The sequence below is a fragment of the Solibacillus faecavium genome (assembly GCF_014836905.1).
Lineage (GTDB): Bacteria > Bacillota > Bacilli > Bacillales_A > Planococcaceae > Solibacillus > Solibacillus faecavium.
The window spans coordinates 1-26,520 of the sequence record NZ_JACSPZ010000015.1; the positions used below are offsets into that span (position 1 = coordinate 1).

General features: G+C 38.6%; 22 protein-coding genes and 2 riboswitches. Of the genes, 5 read left to right on the forward strand and 17 right to left on the reverse strand.

The window, feature by feature from the left end:
- Window positions 1-352 precede the first annotated feature (352 nt).
- Window positions 353-883 (reverse strand): GNAT family N-acetyltransferase, encoded by a 531-nt coding sequence (locus H9635_RS18515; RefSeq protein WP_191701799.1) that lies wholly within the window; start codon window positions 881-883, stop codon window positions 353-355.
- A gap of 146 nt (window positions 884-1,029) precedes the next feature.
- Window positions 1,030-2,361: an NCS2 family permease gene (locus H9635_RS18520; RefSeq protein ID WP_191701800.1), complete on the reverse strand. Its 1,332-nt coding sequence runs from the start codon at window positions 2,359-2,361 to the stop codon at window positions 1,030-1,032.
- Window positions 2,362-2,498: 137 nt separating this feature from the next.
- Window positions 2,499-2,600, reverse strand: a riboswitch (purine riboswitch).
- 199 nt (window positions 2,601-2,799) lie between these two features.
- Between H9635_RS18520 and H9635_RS18525 the strand changes: the two genes are divergently transcribed.
- Entirely contained in the window at window positions 2,800-3,207 is a 408-nt protein-coding gene (locus H9635_RS18525; RefSeq protein ID WP_191701801.1) for an NUDIX hydrolase, read from the forward strand.
- An 86-nt stretch (window positions 3,208-3,293) separates the two neighbouring features.
- A complete protein-coding gene (locus tag H9635_RS18530; RefSeq protein ID WP_191701802.1) occupies window positions 3,294-3,695 on the forward strand; it encodes a hypothetical protein in 402 nt (133 codons plus the stop codon).
- 317 nt (window positions 3,696-4,012) lie between these two features.
- Here the strand turns inward: H9635_RS18530 and H9635_RS18535 are convergent, their stop codons facing one another.
- The 9 genes from H9635_RS18535 to H9635_RS18575 form a co-directional block, all read right to left on the reverse strand.
- Window positions 4,013-4,516: a general stress protein gene (locus H9635_RS18535; protein ID WP_191701803.1), complete on the reverse strand. Its 504-nt coding sequence runs from the start codon at window positions 4,514-4,516 to the stop codon at window positions 4,013-4,015.
- Window positions 4,517-4,754: 238 nt separating this feature from the next.
- Window positions 4,755-4,904, reverse strand: coding sequence for a hypothetical protein (locus tag H9635_RS18540; RefSeq protein WP_191701804.1), 150 nt, complete (start codon window positions 4,902-4,904; stop codon window positions 4,755-4,757).
- A 297-nt stretch (window positions 4,905-5,201) separates the two neighbouring features.
- The gene (gene guaA, locus H9635_RS18545) at window positions 5,202-6,740 is read right to left on the reverse strand and encodes a glutamine-hydrolyzing GMP synthase (RefSeq protein ID WP_191701805.1); all 1,539 of its coding nucleotides are present in this window, start codon (window positions 6,738-6,740) and stop codon (window positions 5,202-5,204) included.
- 134 nt (window positions 6,741-6,874) lie between these two features.
- Window positions 6,875-6,976: riboswitch (purine riboswitch) on the reverse strand.
- A gap of 31 nt (window positions 6,977-7,007) precedes the next feature.
- On the reverse strand, window positions 7,008-9,161 hold the full coding sequence (locus H9635_RS18550; protein ID WP_191701806.1) for a transglutaminaseTgpA domain-containing protein: 2,154 nt from the start codon (window positions 9,159-9,161) through the stop codon (window positions 7,008-7,010).
- Entirely contained in the window at window positions 9,158-10,345 is a 1,188-nt protein-coding gene (locus H9635_RS18555; RefSeq protein ID WP_191701807.1) for a DUF58 domain-containing protein, read from the reverse strand. The genes H9635_RS18550 and H9635_RS18555 overlap by 4 nt, the downstream gene beginning before the upstream one ends.
- Window positions 10,342-11,286, reverse strand: coding sequence for an AAA family ATPase (locus tag H9635_RS18560; RefSeq protein WP_191701808.1), 945 nt, complete (start codon window positions 11,284-11,286; stop codon window positions 10,342-10,344). The genes H9635_RS18555 and H9635_RS18560 overlap by 4 nt, the downstream gene beginning before the upstream one ends.
- 130 nt (window positions 11,287-11,416) lie before the next feature.
- Window positions 11,417-11,752 (reverse strand): hypothetical protein, encoded by a 336-nt coding sequence (locus H9635_RS18565; protein WP_191701809.1) that lies wholly within the window; start codon window positions 11,750-11,752, stop codon window positions 11,417-11,419.
- Window positions 11,753-11,855: 103 nt separating this feature from the next.
- Window positions 11,856-12,683: an ammonia-dependent NAD(+) synthetase gene (gene nadE / locus H9635_RS18570; protein WP_191701810.1), complete on the reverse strand. Its 828-nt coding sequence runs from the start codon at window positions 12,681-12,683 to the stop codon at window positions 11,856-11,858.
- Between the two features lie 18 nt (window positions 12,684-12,701).
- Window positions 12,702-14,165 (reverse strand): nicotinate phosphoribosyltransferase, encoded by a 1,464-nt coding sequence (locus H9635_RS18575; RefSeq protein ID WP_191701811.1) that lies wholly within the window; start codon window positions 14,163-14,165, stop codon window positions 12,702-12,704.
- Between the two features lie 361 nt (window positions 14,166-14,526).
- On the opposite strand from H9635_RS18575, the gene H9635_RS18580 reads away from it, so the two are divergent.
- The 3 genes from H9635_RS18580 (at window position 14,527) to H9635_RS18590 (ending at window position 17,607) form a co-directional block, all read left to right on the forward strand.
- Window positions 14,527-14,868 (forward strand): P-II family nitrogen regulator, encoded by a 342-nt coding sequence (locus H9635_RS18580; protein WP_191701812.1) that lies wholly within the window; start codon window positions 14,527-14,529, stop codon window positions 14,866-14,868.
- A gap of 29 nt (window positions 14,869-14,897) precedes the next feature.
- The gene (locus tag H9635_RS18585; RefSeq protein WP_191701813.1) at window positions 14,898-16,241 is read left to right on the forward strand and encodes an ammonium transporter; all 1,344 of its coding nucleotides are present in this window, start codon (window positions 14,898-14,900) and stop codon (window positions 16,239-16,241) included.
- A 391-nt stretch (window positions 16,242-16,632) separates the two neighbouring features.
- The gene (locus H9635_RS18590; protein WP_191701814.1) at window positions 16,633-17,607 is read left to right on the forward strand and encodes a proline dehydrogenase family protein; all 975 of its coding nucleotides are present in this window, start codon (window positions 16,633-16,635) and stop codon (window positions 17,605-17,607) included.
- A 52-nt stretch (window positions 17,608-17,659) separates the two neighbouring features.
- Here the strand turns inward: H9635_RS18590 and H9635_RS18595 are convergent, their stop codons facing one another.
- The 6 genes from H9635_RS18595 to H9635_RS18620 all read right to left on the reverse strand — a co-directional run bounded on the left by H9635_RS18595 (window position 17,660) and on the right by H9635_RS18620 (window position 26,502).
- Window positions 17,660-18,265 carry a response regulator transcription factor gene (locus H9635_RS18595; protein ID WP_191701815.1) on the reverse strand — a complete coding sequence of 202 codons (606 nt, stop codon included), beginning with the start codon at window positions 18,263-18,265 and terminating at the stop codon, window positions 17,660-17,662.
- Window positions 18,262-19,398, reverse strand: coding sequence for a sensor histidine kinase (locus H9635_RS18600; RefSeq protein ID WP_191701816.1), 1,137 nt, complete (start codon window positions 19,396-19,398; stop codon window positions 18,262-18,264). The genes H9635_RS18595 and H9635_RS18600 overlap by 4 nt, the downstream gene beginning before the upstream one ends.
- 83 nt (window positions 19,399-19,481) lie before the next feature.
- Window positions 19,482-20,525 (reverse strand): fatty acid desaturase, encoded by a 1,044-nt coding sequence (locus H9635_RS18605; protein WP_191701817.1) that lies wholly within the window; start codon window positions 20,523-20,525, stop codon window positions 19,482-19,484.
- 130 nt (window positions 20,526-20,655) lie between these two features.
- Window positions 20,656-21,168 carry a GNAT family N-acetyltransferase gene (locus tag H9635_RS18610; RefSeq protein ID WP_191701818.1) on the reverse strand — a complete coding sequence of 171 codons (513 nt, stop codon included), beginning with the start codon at window positions 21,166-21,168 and terminating at the stop codon, window positions 20,656-20,658.
- A 68-nt stretch (window positions 21,169-21,236) separates the two neighbouring features.
- Window positions 21,237-24,665 carry a methionine synthase gene (metH, locus tag H9635_RS18615; protein ID WP_191701819.1) on the reverse strand — a complete coding sequence of 1,143 codons (3,429 nt, stop codon included), beginning with the start codon at window positions 24,663-24,665 and terminating at the stop codon, window positions 21,237-21,239.
- Window positions 24,658-26,502 carry a bifunctional homocysteine S-methyltransferase/methylenetetrahydrofolate reductase gene (locus H9635_RS18620; RefSeq protein ID WP_191701820.1) on the reverse strand — a complete coding sequence of 615 codons (1,845 nt, stop codon included), beginning with the start codon at window positions 26,500-26,502 and terminating at the stop codon, window positions 24,658-24,660. Before H9635_RS18620 ends, metH begins: the two co-directional genes overlap by 8 nt.
- Between the last annotated feature and the right edge of the window lie 18 nt (window positions 26,503-26,520).

Consider the following 26,520-nt stretch of genomic DNA (forward strand, 5'->3'; position numbering starts at 1 on the left):
TGAAAGCTCATTTGCTTTGCTAGCGATTTAACTTAATTAAAAGTTAAAATCTATTGTTTGCTTCATTTAAGAAGCTTATTTCATTAACGTTGCTTGTTCAGTTTTCAAGGTTCATTTGTCAGTCGTTTGTGCGACTGTTTCAAATTATAACTGAGTTGTTTTTACTTGTCAACAACTTTATTAAAATTTGTTTTTCGTTTGTGTTGCTTGCTTCAGTGTGTCGCAGCAACGTGATTAACTATACACCCGTATGTAAGCTTTACGCAACCCCTTTTTAAAAGAAAAAATTTTCTGATATTTAGACTGGCATTCATATAGAGTTTCTTCCTATTATATATAACGTAAAGTTCTTTTACTTGTCACCCCCAAAATTCATCTTCCCCCCCTCCCATCTAGAAGAAAAAAGATATTTAATATCGATTCGCATTCTTCTACTAATAGCTTTCATGCCTTGTTTCTCATAAAATGCTAATGCATCTTCATTAAATTCCCACACATTCAACTCCACTGACGTTACATTTTTTTCTTCCGACCATTGAATACACCTTTCAAAGAGCTTCGAACCGATTGATCGACGTTTCTTTTTTTGATCAACGCCAAAATCATGTATGTAGGCATAATTCCGAGAAACTAACGAAGGGAATGGCGGTGATACTTCCAAACTTATTATTGCAAAGCCAACCGTCTCTTCTTCTAATTTTGCAATAAATATTTTACTATTATCATTCTTTAATAGTTCATTGTAATAATCTTCAGGCATCACCGTTTCTACACTTCGAAAAATAGACCGATCCCCTTCTACGTGTTCCTCATGCCCTTCCCTTACAATTCGGTTTACTTCTATATAGTCAGTTGTACTAGCTTCAATAATTTTTACTTCCATAATCTACTCACCCCTTATACATTTATCTTCTACCTCGATATTGGTTGTCCTTCTAATCATCCGTAACTTAATTTGTAATCGGGAGGTACCGCCGAATAAAAAAAGCTACTTAAACGAATTGTCTAAGTAGCTAAGATTAAATTTTATTAATGTGCTGCAGTACCTAAGTAAAGCAAGAATATAAATCCGAACACGTACATAATTGGATGAACTTCTTTTGCACGCCCTGCGACAATCATTGTTAATGGGTAGAATACGAAACCTACAGCAACACCTGTTGCAATCGAGAATGTTAAAGGCATCATTAACATAGTGAAGAATGCCGGTACTGCAATTTCGAATTTTTCCCACTCAATTTTCCCAAGTGATGCAACCATTAATACTCCTACAACGATTAACGCTGGAGCCGTTACCGCTGAAGTTACAACACTTAGAATCGGTAAGAAGAATAGTGCTAATAGGAAGAATACACCTGTCACAATTGCTGCAAAACCAGATCGAGCACCAGCAGCTACTCCCGAAGAAGACTCAACAAATGAAGTTACTGTCGATGTACCAAAAATAGATCCTGCAATTGTTGCAATCGAATCAGAAATTAAAGCTTTACCTGCACGAGGTAGTTTATTGTCCTTAACAAATCCAGCTTGGTTAGCTACAGCCATTAATGTTCCCGCATTGTCAAAGAAGTCAACGAATAGGAAAGTTAAGATAACTGAAAGCATTGCTAAAGTATAAAACTCTGCGTCTCTAAAAGCCGAGAAAAGCGCACCGAATGTTGGTTCTAAAGATGGTGGCATCGCTGCAATTTGTGATGGTAATTCCACTAATCCAAAGATCATACCCGCTACAGCGGTAATAGCCATCCCGACGAATACTCCGGCTTTCATACCACGAACTAAGAAAATAACCGTAATAACTATACCAAATATAGCCAACAATACTTCTGGATCTGTTAAGTTACCAATACCAACAAATGTTGCTGGATTCGCAATAACAATTCCGGCATTTTTTAAACCGATAAATGCGATGAATAAACCAATACCTGCACCAACTGCTAATTTTAATTCCATTGGAATTGCATTAATTAATTTTTCACGTAAACCTGTTAAAGTTAAAATCAAGAAGAACACACCTGAAACGAATACCGCTGCCAAAGCATGCTGCCATGGACTTCCGTTTGTTAAAACAACTGTATAAGCAAAGAATGCGTTTAGTCCAAGTCCCGGTGCCAAAGCCAACGGATACTTTGCCAAGAATCCCATTACAAACGATCCAACAGCTGCTGATAAGGCTGTTGCTACGAATACTGCACCATAATCCATACGCATTGAATCCGGAAGATCAGGTACATCCGCTAATGTTAATGTTAATGGATTAACAATTAAAATATAGGCCATCGCTAAGAATGTAGTGAAACCACCTAATATCTCTTTGCGATAATTTGTCCCAAGTTTATCAAACTCGAAATACTTTTTCATAATGAAATTTTCCTCCGTGTTGTCGTCTTACAACTATCGAGGGTTTCGATCCTATAAAACAAAAAGACACGCTAAGCTGTTAGGCTGCATGTCTACGATTTATGGAAATAAGAATAGTTTCTATTAGTTAAATAGAATCGAAACTTATTTTAAATCGTAGTCGAATCATTTACGGTGATTCGGTAGAAACTTACGGGCCATATTCCCGACATTATACGACGACATATTTAATTTACGCTAGTAATATAACATTTCATTTTTCAAATTACAAGCCCATATCCGAACATTTTTTAATTTTTATTGAAAAAGGTTCGTGAAAACATTCATAATTTAGCCAAGTCTTTTCTTAAAATTTACTAAACGCCTTTTTGCCGACTTGGTATATACTGTAATTCTACCTATTTTTCTATTACATACATTTACTTTGGAGGGGATTTTTTGAATGAAATAAAGGTTGTTGTAAAAGGCGTTCTTATTAGAGATAACAGAATATTAATTATTAAACGGTCACATACCGATTCTTTCGGCGCAGAAACATGGGAGGTAGTAGGAGGAAATTTAAACTTCGGTGAATCCTTGGAAGAAGCACTTAAAAGAGAATTTCTCGAAGAAGTAGGATTGAGAATAACCGTGAAAAGCCTCTTATTTTCCACCACCTTCTTTACAAGTAATGACCGACAAATTGTTTTACTTTCCTATTTATGCGAGAGTGAAGAAAGTCAAATATCTTTATCAAGCGAACATGAGCAGTATCTTTGGGCATCAAAAGAGGAATTGCTCACTTTCTTACCTAAAGAGATATTAGCTGACTACGAGCTATATGATGTGTTAGATTTACTGGAATAATAGAATATTTTCTTAGGAAAGTTTATAGAGATGTCATATTACTCTTTTATAGTTAACTTGAAATGAATTTTTTTGGAGGGATTTTTTTGACACAACAACGAATATGGGCGATGCGTTTAATTCGCTTCGCGGCAATTTTTGGCTTTTTAGGTGTTTTAATCGGTTCTATTATGAGTGGAGAAATGAATTATGCTTTACGTCCAATTCACGCTCACTTTGTATTAGTAGGATGGTTATCGGTATTTGCGTGGGGAATTTTCTATTATTCTGTACCAATCCGCAAACTACTTTACGTAAAGATTCAAAGTATTTTAGGTATGATTGGTGCCGTTGGGTTATGTATAGGAATGTGGCTACACTACTTAGATCCTTTGAACACTAATGAAACATTAAATATGATATTTTTCATTGTAGGTGGATCAATTTTATTAATCGCATTCTTCCTATTTTTCGTCATAACGTTCTTCATCGAAAAAAAAGAAAACTAATCATATTAGCCTGAGTATGCCTATAAGCTACTTAGGCTTTTAATTTATTTTGTTAACTTCACCAGCTCTAAATTGTACATTCTATCTTTTTAATATGTTAAAATAATATTCGTTAAAGATAGTTTAAAGGAGGGCTTTAATTGCCGTATTGGTTGCATAACACATTATTTGTACTTTTATTAATTGTGACATTAGGTTGTGTATCGAGTGGAATTGAGTGGAAATCCCGCCCAAAAGATACTATTGAAGAGTAAATACTTTTAAACATAAAAAGGAAGCCTATACAATATAGACTTCCTTATATTTAATTACAGCTCTTAATATTGACGATTTGTTCGATTTAACGACTCATCTAAATTTGTTGATGTGTTGTGAATATCATTTTTTTCACGTTGTAGCAACTCTTCTTCATGAAGGGCTAACCGCTCTTCTTCAGTTTTATTTACCCCGTAATTTTCTGTACCTTCATCGAAGTAAGTTCCATAATCTTTATCCACATACAATAAATACTTACCTTCTTGTAAATCTTTATAATAACGATTTCGTTCATCTTCTGTTAAACCCATTTGTGTGAAATATTTATCACGCACTAAATCTTCCCCCATGATGAATGCTTTGAAGCGATCCCACCATGAACCCTCTTTTACATCATTTCCATATGAAGACGATCCTCGATACATTGAAAGCTGTTGGTTATGATTCGACACGATGTACATGTCCTCTTCACCATATCCTTGTGTACGAAGGCGATCCATTTCTGCTTGTAATTCCATTTCCGTATTGTAAATACCATGTAATTTTTTGTTTTCACTTGTTTCCATGTTTCATTCCTCCATTTTTTTAATAGTTTAGTTCATACCGCTCGTTTATCTTGATTATAGGTATACTAATCAATACCTTTTCTCAGAAATACTAAACCCGAGTAATATAAATTTAACAATTCGCAATAAAACTGAAAGAATAAAAATGTTTATTTAACCGCTATCTTTTTTAAGTCCTACTTGTTCAAAAACAAGAAAAACATAGGGGAAAAAGCATCCTCCTATGTCTACAGTTATCCTATTTATCTGTTTGTTCTTGTTTCTTCTTCAAATACTCTGCACGTATTTTTTCAAGTTGCTGTTTTTTATCAAATTTGGCAGGTTTGTTTTTTTCATGATACTTTGTCACAGCTACCTTACCTTTTGTATCCAATTGATATTTCCCCACTTTGTTCACCTACTTTTCTAATCCTTAAAGAGAATCCATCCAACAAATATACTATACCTTATTTTACTGAAGTAAACCTTATAGTGCACTGTTAACCTTACATATATTCGCAAAAAAATTTAAAACTAAGTAAAAAAGCTCAGCAGAAACCTTATCAAATAAGGCTCTACTAAGCTTTTTTCATTGTTAATTAATTTATTGTGCTCCTGCGCCGCTTTGCTTGCTCGTCGCAAACGCTCGCTTTGCTACCGCAAAAAACTTCTGCGGTGCAGTGGCTCCTCGAAATTTGGCGAGCGTTTATTCCCACTCAATCGTTGCTGGTGGCTTAGAAGTGATGTCATACAGCACGCGGTTTACGTGTTTCACTTCATTTACGATACGCACAGAAATCTTCTCTAATACATCATAAGGGATACGTGCCCAGTCAGATGTCATGCCGTCGATTGACGTTACGCCGCGGATACCGATTGCGTAGTCGTACGTACGACCATCCCCCATTACACCTACTGAACGGATGTCAGGTAATACGCAGAAGTATTGCCAAATATCACGGTCAAGACCTGCTTTTTTAATTTCTTCGCGTAGAATATAGTCAGCTTCACGAACGATATCTAGTTTTTCTTCTGTTACTTCACCAAGTACACGGATACCTAAACCAGGGCCTGGGAATGGTTGACGCCATACTACTGCTTCAGGAAGACCTAGCTCTAAACCTAAAGCACGCACTTCGTCTTTGAATAATGTATTTAAAGGTTCGATTAATTCAAACTTCATGTCTTCTGGTAATCCACCAACATTATGATGTGATTTAATTGTTTGAGCAGTTGCTGTACCTGACTCGATAATGTCCGTGTAAAGCGTACCTTGGGCTAAGAAATCCATATCTTTTAGTTTTGATGACTCTTCATCAAACACGTAAATGAACTCGTTACCGATAATTTTACGCTTTTGCTCTGGGTCAGAAACACCTTTTAACTTGTTCATGAAACGTTCACGAGCATCGATTTTAATTAGTTTCATATCAAAGTCTTCTGTGAAGGTTTTCATTACTTGCTCAACTTCGCCTTTACGGTTTAGGTTGTGGTCAACGAACATACAAGTTAACTGATCACCAATAGCTTTGTGGATTAATACCGCTACTACAGAAGAATCTACTCCGCCTGATAATGCACAAAGAACTTGCTTATCGCCAACTTGCTCACGAATTTTCGCAATTTCGATATCAATGAAGTTAGCCATTGACCAATCGCCTTTTGCTTCACATACATTGAATACGAAGTTTTTCAGTAAATCATTTCCGTATACAGAGTGGCGTACTTCCGGATGGAATTGGACTGCATATAAGTTACGAGATGTATCAGCCATTGCTGCTATCGGACATGCAGGACTAGTCGCGATTACTTCAAATCCTTCTGGTACAGCTGTTACATGGTCACCGTGACTCATCCAAACAACTTGATTTTTTGGTAAATCCGCGAAAAGTTTATTATCTGAAGGCACGTTAATTTCTGCTTTCCCATATTCACGAGTAATGGCACCTTCTACTTTACCACCCTGAGTGTGTGCCATTAACTGCATTCCGTAACAGATACCTAAAATCGGTAGCCCTAATTCAAAAATTGCCGGATCAACATGAAATGCTGATTCATCATACACAGAGTTTGGACCCCCTGAGAATATGATACCTACAGCATTCATTTCTTTGATATCTTCTGCTGTAACCGTATGTGGATGTAATTCTGAGAATACGCCGAACTCACGGATACGACGCGTAATTAACTGATTGAACTGACTACCGAAATCAAGAACGACAATCTTTTCAAGTTCTTTTAACATAGGAGTTGACACAATTTCCACCTCTTCTAATTTTTTGCGGCCTATAATTAAGAAAAAAACGCGTAAGAAAGTAAATTCTACGCGTTCATATTTCATCTCTTCTTCAAGTGGGTATACCTGTCCCTATTAAGGGATATAGTGAAACCCACCGTCATAGATAAGTTATTTAGGGTAACTTAGTAGAAACATCTGGACCATATTACCAGACTTATATGAAGGCACAATACTATTCATTTTTCTAAATTTTACTCTTTCAATGAGCTAAAATCAACCACTCGTGCGATTGATTAAATATTCCCAAATTTCTTTCATTTCTGTCGTGTCTAATTTTTTGGTTTTTTTGTCATAAATCAGTTTCTCATAAAAGGCAGTTAACTCTCTCATCTTTGTTGTATTTAACTGATTATCAACACGTAGCGCAAATTGTTGTAACGTCTCATCTTGACGACGCTTCAAATGAATACGTTCCAATTGTTTTAACAATACTAAATAACCTTCTTCAAATGTGTCCGAGTGATCTAATTTTGAACGGTTCATTTTCACAGCAAGTTTCGGTTGCCACGTGCCGCGCTTTCTCCACATAACGATAAACCCTATTAGTAGTATGGCTAATAATCCATAAACTACCCATTTGAAATTAGACCAGTTGATTGTATTTGCAGCACCATTAGCAGGCTGCTGTGAATCTTGTTCTTCTAGTTCTGGTTGCACGACTTCCGGTTGTTCTTCCATTTCAGGTAATTGTTCTTCTTCAGGCATTTCTAAATCGACATCATAATTAATATTCATCGGGTTACTAAAACCAATTGTCGGCTCAAAGGGTACCCAGCCAATGCCGTCAATATATGCTTCCACCCATGAATGGGCATCATTATTTGTCACTACATACGTATACATACCATCGTTTTCTTGTACTCGTTCTCCACTTGAGAATCCCTTAACCCAACGTGCCTGGATCCCTACCGAACGAAGCAATACAACCATTGAAGTTGAGAAGTTATCACAGTAGCCGAGTTTTGTTTCAAACAAAAACTGGTCTACGTAATCTTGATTTCCTTTAGGAACTTGTACGTTTGTCGTTTCATATTGAAAGCCACTTCTCGCAAAGTAACCTTCCACTGCACGCGCTTTATCATAAACACTTTCATACATATCTGTAATTTCATACGCTAAGTCTGTAACTCGCTGCGGTAAATTATCAGGAAGCTGCAAATAGCGCGAATCATTTTCCGTGGAAGATAAAGAATCTTTTAATGCGGTATAGCTATATTCTGGTTGTTGGAATGTCATTTCATACGACGAAGGAGAAACCACATTATTATTTATAACCGGAACCATTTTTTCGTTACTCGCATCAAACCTAATTAAACTTTGTGGATCATAAAGTTCATAGGAAGTTGTTCCATATGCCTGTACCAAAAATCGGTAAGCTGGATTTACCGCTAGCACCTGTACAGATTGTGGGTCTTCCGGTCCTGGATTAATGGAAAGCGGTAACCTATCCGTCATTTGCAGCGTCTGTTGCATAGACTCGTCACCAGAATGAATCCACCCTTTTGATGTGTAAAAATCTTTCGTTTCTACACGCCAATATTGGCGAATCGGTGTTTGAATTTCATAGACAAGTGTATTATCGCCAACAAACGGACCTCCAAGACTTTCATCATTATCCCCGTAACCTACTGTGGCGAATGATTGTGAAGAAGATCCCCCAATCCCGGCAACCCCCTTCATATACGGTACTGGGTCCGGCCATTGCGGCTCTGATTTTGGTAAATAGATTGCTATAATCCCTGCGATTGTTACAAAAATAATAATCGGGGTCGCATAAACTAAATAACTCGTCCAATCCTTTTGCATATTAGCCGCTGCCATCAATCGTTTTATGAAAAGAAGAGCTGTAAGGATAAGCCCTAAAATCATTACTTTTATAATGGCCATCGTTCCATCATATTCGGTAAAAGTATCAAGTGTACCGATGAAAAACACTGTAAGCAGAAGGAAATAGTAGATGCTAAAGCGCACACTTACCCAATGCTGAATTAAATAAATCAGCATCCAAATTAAAATGAAAAACAAGCTTGTACGGAATGGATCACTTACATAAATCCATTCACCCGCTAAAATTGTATTCACATTATTTTTTAGTTCATTCGATAAAAATTGCATTGCCGTTAGTTGACCATCATTATAAACACTTACAATAAACCATGTAATATAAACTAACTTAATAATCCAAGATACCGCAAACGGTAATGAAAAAATCCCCAATATTAAACAGATGCCCATAAAGACTAAAAACTGCATAAAATAGCCTGTACTTGTCAATTCCATAATCGGTAAAAGCCATTCTCTTAAAATCAGGAAAATAATAATATAGAAAATAGTGAATTCAATCTTTTCGGAAGTACTGCGTCTCATGCGTGCTTCACCTCCGAATATATTGACTGCAGCTCATCCGAACCTACGTAATGAACCTCGTTGTTTTGACTAAAGAGCTGCACGGAATCTTTTTCGTCATTTACGACAAAGCAAATAATTTTACGGGCATATTTTGTTCCTGAATTTAAAATTTCCCGCAGTTCCGGCACGAGTTCACCCGTTACAATAACTACGACTGAGCGGCTCATGAATTTTTGTTCTTCATATAGCAGACGCTCTATACCAAACTGCGCATCAGGCTGTACAGTTACCAAGTGTTGAAGCACCTTCTCAAATTGTTTGTCTGTTTTTATTATTGGTGCAAAATATCGATCATCACCCGCACTTAAAAAAGAAACATCACCATTTCCTTTTACGATTTTATTAATATAGGATGCTGTATAATCGATTACTTGCTCGAAATTTTTATGAACAGCACGATCTATTAATATAAACATATTTTGCGATTTACGATCTTCGAATTCTTTCGTCCGTAGTTCGCCATTTTTCGCAAAGGATTTCCAATGTATCCAGGAAAAACGATCCCCCGGTATATATTCACGTACTCCGGTTGCCATCGTTGTATCCTTTACTAAAGAATAGCGCGACTGACTGGAGCCTTGATCATATTGCATCCCTATCGGCAATACGTTCACATCCGACACTTTCGGATAAACTAAAAAGAGTTGAGGATGATTCACTGCCACTTTACGAATCGTCCATCCAAAAAAGTCCGTACACGTAAACTCCAAGCCTTTAAAATGATATTCCCCGCGTTTTAATGCTTTCAATTCATATGTCCATTCGAATTCACGTTTCCATCCAACTAAAAATAACTTTGTCACATTTCCATTTGGTCTTTCATAAAGCCCATTGTCCATCGGCAACTCCTGCACCATCATAAACACGATTGGAAACCAACTCGTATTCCGAAACCTTACCGTCACCTGCACATTGTTCCCTCGTTCAATCCGATCCTTCGATAGTGTTCGGGATATTTCTTTAAAATGAATGGGGAAAACAGCAAGTAATATTGAATAGAGCAAAAAGGGTAAGATTGTAAAAAAGACAAACCAGCTGACAAAGCCCCCTTGGAACATCGCATAGCAATACGTTATAACTAGCAATAAAATAACGGTAACTAAGCGACCGCTATGCCGGAAAAACTGTTTGAATCCCCTCATTCCGGAACATACCTTTTCACGGGAACATGGGCATAGTGAAGCACATTTTCAATTACTTGCTCTTCTGTAATCCCTTCATAGCGTGTTTCTGGTTTTAGAATGATACGGTGACTGAATACGAATTTCACTAAATATTGGACATCATCCGGGATAACATAATCTCTCCCTTTCATAAACGCATAGCTTTGTGCAGCACGCATTAATGCAATAGAAGCACGGGGACTCACTCCTAAATATACATTGTGATGCTGACGAGTATTTTGAGCGAGTGACACAATATATTCTTTTATATTATTTTCTACATGCACTTCTTTCACTTGCCTTTGCAGTTCCATTAATTGCTCAATCGTTAATACTGCCGAAATATCATCAATCGGTACCGTTCTCTCGGCACGGCTCAGTACTTCGATTTCCTCTTCTTTTGTCGGATAGCCCATTTTAATTTTGAGCAAAAAGCGGTCTAATTGAGCTTCAGGAAGCGGGTATGTGCCTTCATATTCAATTGGATTTTGTGTAGCCATGACGAAAAATGGCTTTGGCAGTTGAATCGTATCACCATCTACTGTAATTGATGCTTCTTCCATACTTTCCAATAAAGCTGCCTGTGTTTTCGGAGATGTACGGTTAATTTCATCCGCTAAAACAATGTTCCCTACTATCGGTCCTGGACGAAACTCAAATTGTAAAGTTTTCGGGTTGTATATTGAAACGCCAATTACATCAGATGGCAGTAAATCTGGTGTAAACTGAATTCGCTTAAAACTAGTACCTAAAGATTTCGAAAGGGCACGTACCATCATCGTTTTCCCTACACCTGGTACGTCCTCCAATAATACATGTCCTCCAGCGAGTAATGAAACAATACTTAACTCAGCAATCTCTCTTTTCCCTATCATCACTTTTTCGATATTTCTGATTATTTTCTCGATTTGTTCGTTCATGAATAGTCCTCCCAGCTGAAATGTACCATATATTACATATAGTTTAAGCATAACTAAAACAAAATGTTAGTACAACTAGTTTACTTTATAAATGGAAAATCACCTCACTTATATTTCAAAGTGAAGTGATTTATATAGATGTTTTATAGGTTGTTATCCGGCGATTAGCATTATTGAGGGTAGTTACCCGCTCAGAATACTGCAACAAACGCCTTAAGGTTTCTGCTGAATTCGCATTGTACTGCATTCCTTTAATAATATAGTGACCCTTGTTATGTAAAAGCTTTTTAGGACGTTGCTGCGGTTTCTTTTTTTGTTTCTTTTTAGGTAGCTGCTCGCGAGGGTCACGAAAATGATCATGCATCCCACTGTTGATCACATCCACAAAATGCGTATCCGATAACATTGCACGCGTCGAGTTGCGATAAATACTACTTGGTGTAGCGGCAACTCTAGAAGTCCTCATAGTGTAGTTCCCCCTTCCTCCCTTTTATATCGACTTGTTCAAAAATTATTATATTTACAAATAAAAAAGCTGCGTCACTTTTCCCGTGACACAGCTTTAATTATCATTTCCAAAAATCATCAAAAATTGTAATTGGCATATGACGTTTATGCATCGAACGCAAATAATGTCCTTCCAGCGTAATACGCGCCTGTTCAGGAATCTCTTTACCTTCTAAATAATCATCAACCTGATCGTATGTGATCCCCAATGCCACTTCATCCGGTAATGCTGGACGATTTTCTTCCAAATCAGCGGTTGGGACTTTTTCATATAGATGAACCGGACAATTTAAATACTTCAATAGTTGACGGCCTTGTCGTTTATTTAAACGGAAGATTGGTACTAAATCTACGCCACCATCTCCATATTTCGTATAGAATCCTGTTACTGCTTCGGCTGCATGGTCAGTTCCAATTACGACCCCATTATGCATGGCTGCAATTGAATACTGCACCTTCATACGCTCACGGGCTTTTTCATTCCCTTTCGCAAAATCGCTCAGCGTTACACCCGCCGCTAATAAAGCGTTGACACTAGCATCAACAGATTCTTTAATATTCACCGTATAAATTTTTGTCGGTTGGATAAAGTCGAGCGCATCTTGACAATCTTGTTCATCCTTCTGAAGCCCATACGGAAGTCGTACCGCCCAAAATGAATATGTGTGTGTGCCGGCTTCTTCATTTAACTCATCCACCGCCATTTGTGCAAGCTTCCCTGTTAGCGTAGAATCCTGTCCACCACTAATACCTAGGACAAATCCTTTCAAAAACGGATGCTTTTTTGCATAATCCTTTAGAAAATCAATAGATTTACGGATTTCCTCTTCAACATTAATTGTTGGCATTACTTTTAATTCTTCAATAATTTGTTGTTGTAATAATGACAATGTACACACCCCTTAACGTTATTCGAGTTCTGTTACCATATCTCGCACTTCTTGAATGTTGCGCATTTTATTATCCCAGCATTTTTGACTCAAATCTACTGGATATTCTTCCGGGTTTAAGGAACGCTTATATTCATCCCATAATAAATCTAAATTGGCATGAGCGTATTTACGTATATCTGTTATTGATGGGTTATCATATACAATTTCCCCATGATCAATAATGAGTTGATGAAGCTCTTTCGCTTCAAAATTTGTAACGAATTTCGAAATGAATGTATGAACCGGATGGAACATTTTAATACGTTCTTCTGCTGCCGGGTTCTCATCAGCCATCGCGATATAATCGCCTTCCGATTTACCGTTTTTCTTATTAATAATACGGTAAACTCGTTTTAATCCTGGCGTTGTTACCTTTTCAGCATTAGCAGAAATTTTTATCGTATCTTCCATTTCACCATGTTCATTTTCAATTGAAACCATTTTATAAACCGCACCTAACGCCGGTTGGTCGTATGCAGTAATGAGCTTTGTGCCAATACCCCACATATCAACTCGTGCACCCTGCGCTTTCAGGTTTAGTATTGTGTATTCATCCAGATCGTTTGAAACAATGACTTTCGCATTAGGGAATCCAGCTTCATCAAGCATACGGCGCGCTTCTTTGGAAAGGAAAGCAATATCCCCACTATCCAATCGAATACCAACAAAATTGATTTTGTCCCCAAGTTCTTTTGCAACTTGAATCGCCGTCGGTACACCTGACTTTAGCGTGTTGTACGTATCGACTAAAAATACACAGTCTTTATGACGCTTCGCATACGAATGAAATGCATCATAGTCATTTTTATACGCCTGAACTAAAGCATGCGCATGCGTGCCCGATACAGGAATATTGAACAATTTACCTGCACGTACATTTGAAGTAGATTCAAAACCGCCTATTACTGCGGCACGAGCTCCCCAAATTGCAGCATCCATCTCTTGTGCACGGCGTGTTCCAAATTCCATTGCAATTTCATTGTGGACCACTTGCTTTATGCGACTCGCCTTCGTTGCGATAAGCGTTTGATAGTTGACGATATTCAATAAAGCCGTTTCGATTAACTGTGCTTCAACCAATGGTGCTTCGATGCGTACAATTGGCTCATTCGCAAATACAAGTTCTCCCTCCACCATGGAATACATCGAACCTGTAAAGCGGATAGTTTTTAAATAGTCAATAAAATCGTCTTTATAATGGAGTTCTTCACGTAAATAGTCGATATCTGTTTCACTGAATTTAAAATCTTTCAAATAATTCAACATGCGTTCCAGTCCTGCAAAAATAGCGTAGCCATTCCCGAATGGCAACTGCCTGAAATAGAGTTCAAATACAGCTTTGCGTTCATGTATACCGTCGGCCCAATAGCTTTCTGCCATATTAATTTGATATAAATCGGTATGCAAAGCGAAACTATCATCTACATACTTTTCATTCATCGTGAGTTCCCTTCTTCCAAAACATAATTAGTCATAGTATACACTATCTTGAATTAATTCGAAGTATGAAGATTTTTTATTTTCATTATCTGCATTTTCACACACATTTTAGTTTCAATACATTTCAGTTTTCCCCAAATGAATCAATAAAAAACGTTCGGTATGTAAAGCTTCCGTTGAATCGCTCCTCCTATTCTTTTATAAAGCTATTTCAAACTATTCACCCCTCCTTCTTCACTTCATCTCACAATGCGATTAAACCCATCGAATATCCATGTCATTTTTCCTAACATAAGATATTGATTTATTATGAAAATCGATTTATCATGTTAGATAACATAACACAAGGAGTTGGGGAGAAATGAAAAAGATCGAAGCAATTATTCGTCCTGAAGTTTTCGCAAGAGTGCGAGAAGGTTTAGCTTTGGAAGGTATTGATGGGCTGAGCATTTCCGAAATTGCCGGTGCAGGTCGACAAGAAGGAAAAATCGGATTGTTTCGCGGCAATTCCTTTTCAATGGAGTTCTCTCAAAAACTAAAGCTTGAAATGGTTGTAGACAACGCAAAAGTTCAAGCGATTATCGATGTTTTATTACGCGAAGCTTCTACAGGAGAAGTTGGTGACGGTAAAATTTTCATCTATCCGGTAGAGCAGGCGATTCGTATTCGCACGAAAGAACTCGGTTCCATTGCAATTGATTAATTAACCGTTAACTAAAGGAGGATATTTTTATGACAAACGAAGCTTTAGAATTATCGATTAACTTAGTATGGGTTATGCTTGGTGCATTTTTCGTTTTCTTCATGCATGCTGGGTTTGCAATGGTTGAAGCAGGCTTTACTCGTTCTAAAAATGCGGTCAATATATTAATGAAGAATATTTTAACAATTTCAATCGGCGGTATTGTCTATTTTGCAGTTGGCTACGCCATAATGTTTGGTGACACAGCAAGCGGACTTATCGGTACTACCGGTTTTGCATTAAGCGGTGTTGATGACATTGCCTTCTTCGTATTCCAAGCTATGTTCGCTGCAACATGCGCCACTATTATTTCCGGTGCCGTTGCTGAACGTATCAACATTGTTGCCTATATGGCATTAGTAGTAGTCATGACAGCAATCATTTATCCTGTTGTTGGGCATTGGATTTGGCAAGGTGATGGTTGGTTAACAGCATTAGGTTTCACTGATTTCGCAGGGTCCACAGTCGTTCACTTAACTGGTGCAGTTGGTGCATTAGTTGTTGCAGCAATGGTTGGTCCTCGTGTAGGGAAATATGCAAAAGGCGTCGTGAATGTTATTCCAGGTCACTCCATTCCACTTGGCGCATTAGGTGTATTCATTTTATGGTTAGGTTGGTATGGCTTCAATGGTGCTTCAACTTTAGCTGCCGACCCAGCATTAGTTCCAGGCGTTATTGCAAATACATTTTTAGCTGCATCAGCCGGTGTTATTGCTACAGCATTTTACACTCGTTTGCGTTACGGCTTTATCGATGGTTCATTAACATTAAACGGAGCTTTAGCAGGCTTAGTTAGTATTACAGCGGGCGCTGCAAACCTGAGTATTGTCGGTGCCATTATCTCAGGTGCAATTGGTGGCTTCATTTTAGTGGAAGCTGTACGCTTCATTGACCATAAGTTAAAAGTTGATGATCCAGTTGGAGCAGTAGCAGTACATGGCGTTGCCGGTATTTGGGGTACATTAGCTGTTGGTCTGTTCGATATTACTGGCGGAGGTCTTTTATATGGTGGTGGCGCAACACTACTTGGCGTGCAGGCATTAGGCGTTGTTGCAATTATTGCTTGGACGGCTAGCACAGTCGCTCTTGCCACTCTTGTCATTAAAGCTTTCATCCCATTACGTGTGACTCAAGAAGAAGAAATACAGGGCTTAGATATTGCAGAACATGGTGCCTATGCATATGAAATGCAAGATACATTTAAAGGTGTTACAAAATCAAATGATAGCTTTGCTCAACGTTTAACAAACTTAGGCAAAGTATCGACTCCTAGCAATGTGCAGGATAGTGGATCAAAAGGATTCCCAAAACCTTTAAGCTCTACAAAGGGCTAAAGCGAGAATGTGTTCCCCCTTCCCCTACACATTTTCGAACCGTTCTTTCCATAAATACTTAAACTGAACAAGGAGCTGCTCTGAAAAGATTTTCAGGCAGCTCCTTGTTATTTTGCTTTGTTTACTTAATGGCATTATCCAAAGCACCCTTTATATAGTTTTAGTGATTTCGTTAATTATTTTAGCAGCTACGTTAAATGCGCTTAAAAAAGGGGAAAACATTAAAAGTTATCACTTGGAAATTAATACTTATATTTATCAAGTTTGAAGCCGTTATTATGAATGTTCTGTGAAAATCAAAATGGGTGTAAAATAATTCAAGCTTTGTAATTTCCGCAAATAGCGCTATGGTATAATTTTAAGAAAATAACGAATTTAAGGAGATGTTATTATGGCAGCATTACGTGATTTTTTCATTTCGTTATCCGAAAACCAAACACTTTCAAACGCCGCACAACAATATGGTTTAAAATTAGGGGCACAAAGTGTTGTCGCTGGGACAACTATCGAAGAAGTAATCGACAGTATTCGTAAATTGAACGAACAAGGGATTTCATGTACCGTCGATAATTTAGGTGAGTATGTTATCGATGAATCAGAAGCAACGAAAGCAAAAGAAGATATTCTAGCTATGATTGAAGCTATTCAAGTTGAAGAACTGGATGCACATATTTCATTGAAACCTTCACAGTTAGGATTGGATATCGACATTGATTTTTGCTACGACAACTTATATGAGATTGTTGAACGCGCCCATGAATATGGTATTTTCGTCAACTTTGATATGGAGGATTATGATCGTCTGCAGCCATCATTTGATATGCTGGAGGAACTTTCAAAGTCATTCGATAATGTGGGGACTGTTATCCAAGCTTACTTCCACCGAGCAAAGGAAGATGTCGAGCAATTTAAAGACTTCCGTCTGCGTATCGTAAAAGGAGCTTATAAAGAGCCAGAAGAAGTTGCCTACCAAGACAAATTAGATATTGATATTAACTTTATTGAGCTAATTGAATACCATTTAGCTCATGGTCATTTCACTTCCATTGCAACACATGACCACAATATTATAAAACACGTAAAGTATTTCGTTGAGCAATATGATATTCCGAAAGAAAAATTCGAATTCCAGATGCTTTACGGCTTCCGAAAGGACTTACAGCTGGAGCTTTCACGTGAAGGATATCAAGTTTGTGTATACGTACCCTATGGTGAAGATTGGTACGGGTATTTTATGCGTCGCCTTGCCGAGCGCCCGCAAAATATTTCACTTGTTACAAAGCAAGTATTCAATAAAAAGACGAATACCTTATTAGCTGTAGCCGCTGGTGCATTCGTCCTCGGGCGCTTAACGAAAAAAGATTAACGCTAAAAGCAAAAAAATGCTTCGCCTACTTGTCAAAAGTAAGCGGAGCATTTTATTTATTCCAGCCCTTTTCTTTAAATCGGGCTATCGCCTCAATTCGATTCCCAACCCCCAGCTTATCAAGGATTGTAGAAATATAGTTACGGACTGTACCAGCAGACAAGTAAAGCTCAGCTGCAATTTCCTTCGTCGTCTTTCCTTCTGCAACGAGTTCGAGCACTTGGCTTTCACGTTCAGTTAATGGGTTTTCACTATCATCTTCATATACAAAGTCTACAAGCTCTGGTGCATAAATACGTCGACCATCCACGATAATACGAATAGAATTGACAAGTTCCTCAATCGGGCTATCCTTCAGTAAATACCCGCGCACTCCTGCTTTTCGCGCTCTCTCAAAATAACCCGGACGTGCAAAAGTCGTTAAAATGATTATTTTACAATCACTTTCCCGTAAAGCTTCAGCAGCATCCAACCCGGTTTTTATCGGCATTTCAATATCCATAATACAAATATCCGGCTTTAATTCCGTTACCATTTCAATTGCTTCTTCACCGTTTTTTGCAAGACCAACCACTTCCATATCATCTTCCATACTAAGCAGTGATTTCATTGCTCCTAGTAGCATTCCCTGATCTTCCGCAATAACAATTCGAATCATCTCTTGTTCTCCCCCTTTTGATGCGTAATAGCTAACGGTATTTTTAAAATAACCGTTGTCCCATCACCATTTTCTATTTCAAGTGAGCCATTTATAAATTCTATACGCTCCTGCATTCCCTTTAAACCATTGCCGCCTTCCAATTCATGTGAGCGCTTAAAACCAATCCCATTATCTTGAATCATCATTTTAAACTCATCATCACTTTGGTAAAAACTAATTCGGCAAATTGTCGCCTTACTATGCTTTACAATATTTGTTACAGCCTCTTTCAAACACATACTAATGACATTTTCCGCCAAAGTAGGCATATGAATTTCACTTTTATCACCATTTAATCGAAGTTTAATTTGCGCGGCTTTTAATATTTGCTCGACTCTGTACAGCTCTTCCTCAATACGAACAGCCCGCATATCCGCGACTAACTCACGGACTTCTTTTAAGGCAAGTCTTGCCGCTTGTCGAATATCCTTTATTTCCAAAATTGCCTGCTCAGGGTTTTTTTCCACTAACCTTGCAGCTAAGTCACTTTTCAGACCAATCATCGAAAGCTTTTGACCTAGTGTGTCATGTAAATCACGCGCAATACGCTGACGCTCTTCAAATATCGTTAATTCTGAAATTCTTTCACGCGCCGTTTCCAGTTCGCCTTCCAAATTTTCACGACGCGTTTTCGAATATAATGTAAACGGCAATAGTACAACACCAAGTACATTAATAATTATGAACGGGGTTTGCGATATAAATAATTCAAGGAAAATAAAATATCCTCCAACTATCGATAGAACGGTAAAACCGATATGTAAACCATACATAATATAAAATCCAACTGCCTGCTTTATATTACCAATAAAAAATGCAGTAAATAAGGATAAATACACATAACCAAATACAAGAGTCATTACGATATTGAGCACCATTTGGAAACTGATCCACATATATTTGAGTCCAGGCTTAGCCGTGAAAGAAAAGTAATGGCACAAAAAATAGGCCAATATTAAATTGATCCCCAATATAATTTGCCACAACGTGAAGGATTGGATAATAAAGAAGAATGGCATAATACAAAAGATTATCCATATATAAATACTTAACATCGGACTTTTCGGGATGATACTATACCAAGTTTGCATAATAACCTCTATTCTCTTTTTCTTTATTCTATAATAAAACAGGTATCTCAATCCATGGTTGAGATACCTGTTTTTTAATGAAGTTAGTTAGTAAGTGTTTTATTACGTGTTTTATCACGCTTTGTTTCGCGTTCTGCTGCTTCTTTAAATGTAACAAAACGGTAGTTGTCCGGATCATATAACTTGTAGCGAATTGATTCTAGACTTGTCTTTAATGTAATCGTTGTCGCCTGCTGAAGTGGTTTAATCGACTCATGTGCATCTTCAAGCTTGTAGTTTGGTACACGCGGTGATAAATGGTGCACATGGTGGAAGCCGATATTACCAGTAACCCATTGTAGGATTTTCGGTAATTTATAATATGAACTTCCTTCTACAGCCGCTTTAACATAATCCCACTCAGAATCTACTTCAAAGTACGAATCTTCGTAAGTATGTTGGATATAGAATAACCAAATCCCTAAAGCACCTGCGATAAATAGTGTTAATCCGTGTACTAATAAAAACGTCGTCCAACCAAAGATTAAAATAAGGGTTGTACAAATTACCAATAATACAATGTTTGTAAAATACGTATTTAAACGCTCTTTTCGTTTTGCATCTTTGCGGTTTACGCGATTTAATACAAGTACCATAAATAGTGGTCCTAAACCAAACATAACAATTGGATTACGGTATAAACGGTAGCCTAAACGTCCTAACTTTGATTTTTCGAGGTATTCGTCCACTGTAAGCATATCGATATCACCAATGCCACGCTTATCCAAGTTCGAACTTGTTGCGTGATGAATCGTATGCTCACGTTTCCATTTTTCATATGGGAATGATGTTAAAAGTCCAGTGATATTCCCAATAATTGCATTCGCTTTTTTATTTTGGAAAAATGAACCGTGTGTACAATCATGGAAAATAATAAATGCACGAATTACAAATCCTGAAGCAAGAATACTACAAAGCGCTGTGAACCAAGGTGAATATTGCAACAATACATAGCCTGCTCCCCAAATCAATAAAAGTGGTCCTAGCGTATTAATAAGTTGTTGAATACTAAGCCTTGTTTCTGATTTAGCGAACGGCGCTACATCTTTTCGTAGTTGCTTTGTTTTCTCTGCATGTATGTTTGCCATGTGTTAATCCCTCTTTCCTGTAAAAATAATTAATTACATCGTACAAAAAGGACACACATGACGAAACGCTTAAATATCACGACTTTTTTATGACAGTTGTCATATGACCAGGTGACAAACTAAATTATAGTTAACCTTCCTGCGGGTTTTTAGGTCCTTCAAAATTAAGCTGATAAAATACTAAATCCAACCATTGTCCAAACTTATATCCAGCATTGCGAATGGTGCCACTGTACGTAAATCCTAGCTTCTCATGAATTTTTATACTTGCTGTATTTTCTTTATCGATACATCCAATCATTGTTTTTACGTCATTCGCCTTTGCCTCTTCTATTAGCGAATGCATGAGCTTACTAGCAATCCCTTTTTTATAATGATTTTTATGCACATATACAGAATGCTCTACCGTATATTGATAGGCAGGATAGGCACGGAAACTTCCGTAGGTGGCATAACCCGCAACTTCCCCATTAATATCAAACACAAATAATGGCTCACCGGAAATTTGTTTTTGTTCAAACCAGCGTAATCGGTCTTCTAATGTTTGCTCTCTATACATATAAATGGCGGTTGAATTTAAAATATTGTCATTAAAAATTGCCAAAATCGCAGGTACATCTTCTTTTGTCGCTTGTCTAATCATCTATTCCACCCTCCAGGTAGCAAAAGCCGCCTCACCCTAAACTGCGGTAAAACGGCCCTTGAATTGAATTATACGTTGAAGTAGCGTGCATCTGGATGTGCGAACACAATCGCCGATACACTTGCTTCAGGTTCCATCATAAAGCCTTCAGTTAATTGTACACCAATTTTTTCCGGCTTTAATAGATGAAATAGCTTTTCTTGATCTTCTAAATTTGGACATGCTGGGTAACCAAAACTGAAACGTTGCCCTTGATATTTGGCAGCAAACCGGTCACGCATTGTAAAATCTGTCGCATCCGGGAAGCCCCATTGGTCACGTATTTCCTGGTGAATACGCTCAGCAAAGCCTTCAGCTAGCTCGAGTGCAGTCGCCTGCAATGCATGACTCTCCAAAAATTTCCCTGCTTCTTTTAACTCATTTGCCTTTTTGCTGACACCTTTACCTGCTGTCACGACCATTAATGCGATGTAATCCATCTCTCCGCTATCGACTGACTTCAGGTAATCAGATAAGCATAGGAATGGCTCCACTTGCTGGCGTGGGAATGTAAAACGTTGAATCTCTGTTTTTGCATCTTCAGGACTATATACGACTACATCATCACCGTCAGATTGAGCCGGGAAAAATTGATACATACCTGATGCACTTAATACATCACTTTTCAAATATTGATTTACTAAATCATTCAATAATATTGCACGATCATCCTGGTCAGCTAGCATTTGTTCTAAATTGCCCTTTAACCCTAAATGATGTCCGATTAATGTACGCATATTTACATATGGGTGTAAATGGGCAATCGAGTAGTCCGGTTTAATATGCGGCACTAAATCTTTCGGCTTCCATACGTCAGCTTCCTTCACTGTGCGAACAGGTTTAACGGCAACAGCCACAGGTCGTGCCGCGCGTTTTGCATCTGATTCTAGACGTTTTTCCCGAGAATCACGTAACTCTTCCAACAGTGCTTCACGCTCGTTTACATTCATTAATCGGTTTGCCTGTTCCAACCCTTGCATCGCATCTTTTGAATAAATGACCGGTCCATCATATTGAGCAGCAATTTTTGTTTCCGTAAAGCGTCGCGATAATGCTGCACCACCTACTAAAATTGGCACATCAATTCCTGCTTCTTTAAAGTCCTGTGCTGTAATGACCATTTGCTGTGCTGATTTCACTAGTAATCCTGATAAACCGATAAAATCAGGCTTTTCTTTACGAACGGCTTCAATAAGTTGGGCTGGCGTTACTTTAATCCCTAAATCCACAACACGGAAGCCGTTATTACTTAATATAATATCGACTAAGTTTTTTCCGATATCATGGACATCACCTTTAACGGTTGCTAAAACCATCGTTCCTTTAGTAGAACTCGTATCGCCTTTTTCCATAAATTGCTCTAAATGAGCTACTGCCGCTTTCATGACACCTGCGCTTTGCAGTACTTCGGCTACAATTAACTGGTTTTCATTAAATAGGCGACCAACTTCCGCCATTCCCGCCATTAATGGCCCATTAATAATATCCAGTGGTGCATCAAATTTTTCCAGTGCTGCATTTAAATCTTCAATTAACCCTTCTTTCGTACCTTCTAATATGTAATACGCAAGACGTTCTTCCACTGTCGCCGGTAATTCTTTCACAACTGCATCTTTCTTTTTATCGCGGTAAAAGTCAGTAAATACAGCGAGTGTTTTATCATTTGTATTGAAGATTAAATCATTCGCCAGCTTGATCTCCTCTTCAGGAATCGACGCATAGCGCTCCAGTTTTTCAGTATTTACAATCGCATAGTCCAAGCCTGCTTGTGTACAGTGATATAAGTACACTGCATTTAATACTTCACGTCCAACTGGTGGTAAACCGAACGAAACATTACTTACACCGAGCACTGTTAAGCAGCCAGGTAAATGTTCTTTAATGAGCCGAATTCCTTCGATTGTTTCCTCAGCGGCACCAATATATTGCTCGTCACCTGTACCTACCGGGAACATTAACGGGTCAAAGATAATGTCTTCTGCTGACATGCCCCATTTTTCTGTTAACAGCTTATAAGAACGCTTCGCTACTTCAAGCTTTTGCTCACGTGTAATAGCCATTCCAGTTTCATCAATCGTACCGACAACAAGTGAAGCCCCATATTTTTTCACGAGTGGCATAACAGCATCGAAACGCTCTTCTCCATCTTCCAAGTTAATCGAGTTAATAATGGCCTTCCCTTGCGAAAACTTCAGTGCGACTTCCATTACATTTTCATCTGTAGAGTCAATTACAAGCGGCACTTTAACTTTTTTCACAACTTCCTGCATGAAGTTTTTCATATCTTCTACTTCATCACGGTCAGGGTTTGCTAAACAAATATCGATGACATGCGCCCCGTTTTTCACTTGTGCACGCGCAATTTCCGCTGCTTCTTCAAATTTGCCGTCAACAATCAGGTTTTTGAATTTACGAGAGCCGATTACATTCGTACGCTCTCCGATAAATAACGGACGCATAGATTCATCATATTGCAAAGGCTCGATACCCGATACGACATGTCCGTGTGTTACATCTTTCGGCTCACGCGGTTTATAGCCATCTACAGCTTCACGGATCGCCGCGATATGTGCTGGCGTTGTGCCACAGCAGCCGCCGACAATGTTTAGCCAGCCTTTTTCTGCGAAGCCTTGCAGTTTTTTCGATAATGAATCCGGCGTTTCATGATAGCAGCCTTCTTCGTCCGGTAAACCTGCATTCGGGTAACAGCTAATATAGCCATTCGAAAGTTCCGCCAATGAACGGATATGATCGGTCATAAATTCCGGACCTGTCGCACAGTTCAGTCCGACAGACAACGGTTTAATGTGCTCAATAGAAATATAAAATGCTTCGATTGATTGCCCGGCAAGCGTTGTTCCCATTGGCTCAATAGTCCCTGAAATCATGACAGGCAGCTCTTTGCCAAGCTCTTCGAATGCACGGTGAATTGCAATCGTTCCTGCTTTAACATTGAGCATATCCTGGGAAGTTTCCATTAAGAGCAGATCCGCCCCAGCTTCGATTAGCGCTTTTGCCTGTATATAAAAGTTTTCCTCTAGCTCTTCAAAACTAATACCACCTGTTACCGACAATGTTTTTGTCGTTGGGCCGATTGCACCTGCAACAAAGCGCGGCCATTCTGGTGTCGAAAATTCTTCTGCCGCCTCTAGTGCAATTTCAACCGCCCGCTTATTAATTTCAACCGCCTTGTCACCTAAGTCATATTCATCCAATACGAGTGGTGTTCCACCAAACGTATTGGTACAAATAATATCAGCGCCAGCAGCTAAATATTCACGGTGGATTTTACCCAATACATCAGGTCTTGTAAGTACCAGGTTTTCATTACAACCGTCTAAGTCTTCTCCGCCAAAATCTTCATATGTTAGGTTTTCTGCCTGAAGCATCGTCCCCATAGCACCATCGATGATTAAGATTCTTTTTTGTAATTGCTCATGAATCGGGTGATTATACATTTGACTGAACTCCTTTACTTTCCACATCATATTGTTTTACATAGTCCATTAATTCCAACGTCATATCATAGCGTAAAAACGGTGTAATTAAATAAATCCCGTTAAAGTATTTGCATGCCGTATCGAGCAGCTCTTTGGCAATGGTGATTCCTTCTGCTGTCGATGCTTCCTTGTCATTCCCGCAGGCAGCCATGCGCGCAAGCACTTCGTCGGACAGTTTAATGCCTGGTACTTCATGATGTAAAAATTCCGCGCTTCGTGAAGATGTAAGTGGCATAATCCCGATATAAATCGGTGTTTCCAAATGCTTCGTCGCCTCATAGATTTCGATAATCTTTTCTTTCGTATAAACCGGCTGTGAAATAAAGTAATCTGCACCATGCTCGATTTTCTTCTCTAAACGAGCTACAGCACGGTCCAATACACGGACATTCGGATTAAAGGCAGCAGCCACAGAAAAATCCGCTTGTTTTCGCAGCGATTTCCCAGTAAAAGAGCTGCCTTTATTTAGCTGCTTAATAAGTGAAATAAGTTCCATCGACGAAACATCATATACGCTCGTCGCCCCCGGGAAATCCCCCACTTTTGTCGGGTCCCCTGTGATGACCAAAATATCGTGAAGTTCCAGCGCATCAAGTCCCATTAAATGTGACTGAAGCCCAATTAAATTGCGGTCACGGCACGTTAAATGTGGCAATGAACGAATTCCATGCTCTTTTAAAATCGCAGCCATCGCGATATTACTGATGCGTGGGGATGCAAGTGAGTTATCCGCCATCATAATGACATCGGCTCCCGCTTTTGCCAGTTGTTTTGCCCCATCGACAAACCCGTCAATTTCCAGATGACGCGGTGTATCAAGTTCCACAATAACAGAACGTTCACGTTTTGCTTTTTCATGGAGCGGCTCTTGCTTACGTGGTTCCGGAATACGGACAAATTGTGTATGACCGGGTTTTTCTTCTTTCGTTTCAATTGGTTGCATATTCGCCAGACGTTGTTTTACCGCCGCAATATGCTTCGGTGTCGTCCCACAACAACCGCCAATTAAACGGACACCTTGATTTACGAGTTCAACGGCTGCACGTGCGAAATAATCGGTTTCCGACTCATAGACAACACGGCCATCTTCAATATCTAATAAAGATGCATTTGGATAAGCCGATAAAAAAGCCTTGTTCGGTAAATTGACTCCTTCAAACGCCTGAATTGTATGGAAAGGACCTAACCGGCAGTTGCTCCCAACAATATCTGCACCTAACCTTTCCAATTCATGAAATGCTTCATTTAAAGACATTAAATTTTGAAGGATACCTGGTTCCTGCATCGTCACTTGGGCAATGATCGGTAAATCGGTCATTGATCGTAATAGGTGAACACAATGTGATAATTCTTCAAAGTCGTAATACGTTTCCAATAAGAAGCCATCCGGTTCGCCAGCTAGTAATACTTCCACTTGCTCTTGAAAGGCAGTTAAGATTTCATCTAATGTGGCATCACTTTTTCGAATCCCTCGAATGCCACCGATTGTTGCCAGAACATACTGCCCCCCTGGAGCAGCCGCACGCTTCGCAATCTTCAGCGCAGCTTCGTTAAATTCCTTTACTCGATTTTCAAAACCATATCGAGCTAACTTGATCGCATTCGCTCCATATGTATTTGTTTGAATAATATCTGCACCTACAGCAATATATTCACTATGAATTTTCTCGATAATTTCAGGCCGCGCAATATTCATTTCCTCATGGCAGTAATCCAACCCATAAGAATAAAGTAAAGTTCCAATTGCTCCGTCCGCCGTTAAAACGCGTGTTTTTAAATCTTGTAGTAAACCCAATTATTTCACTCCATTATT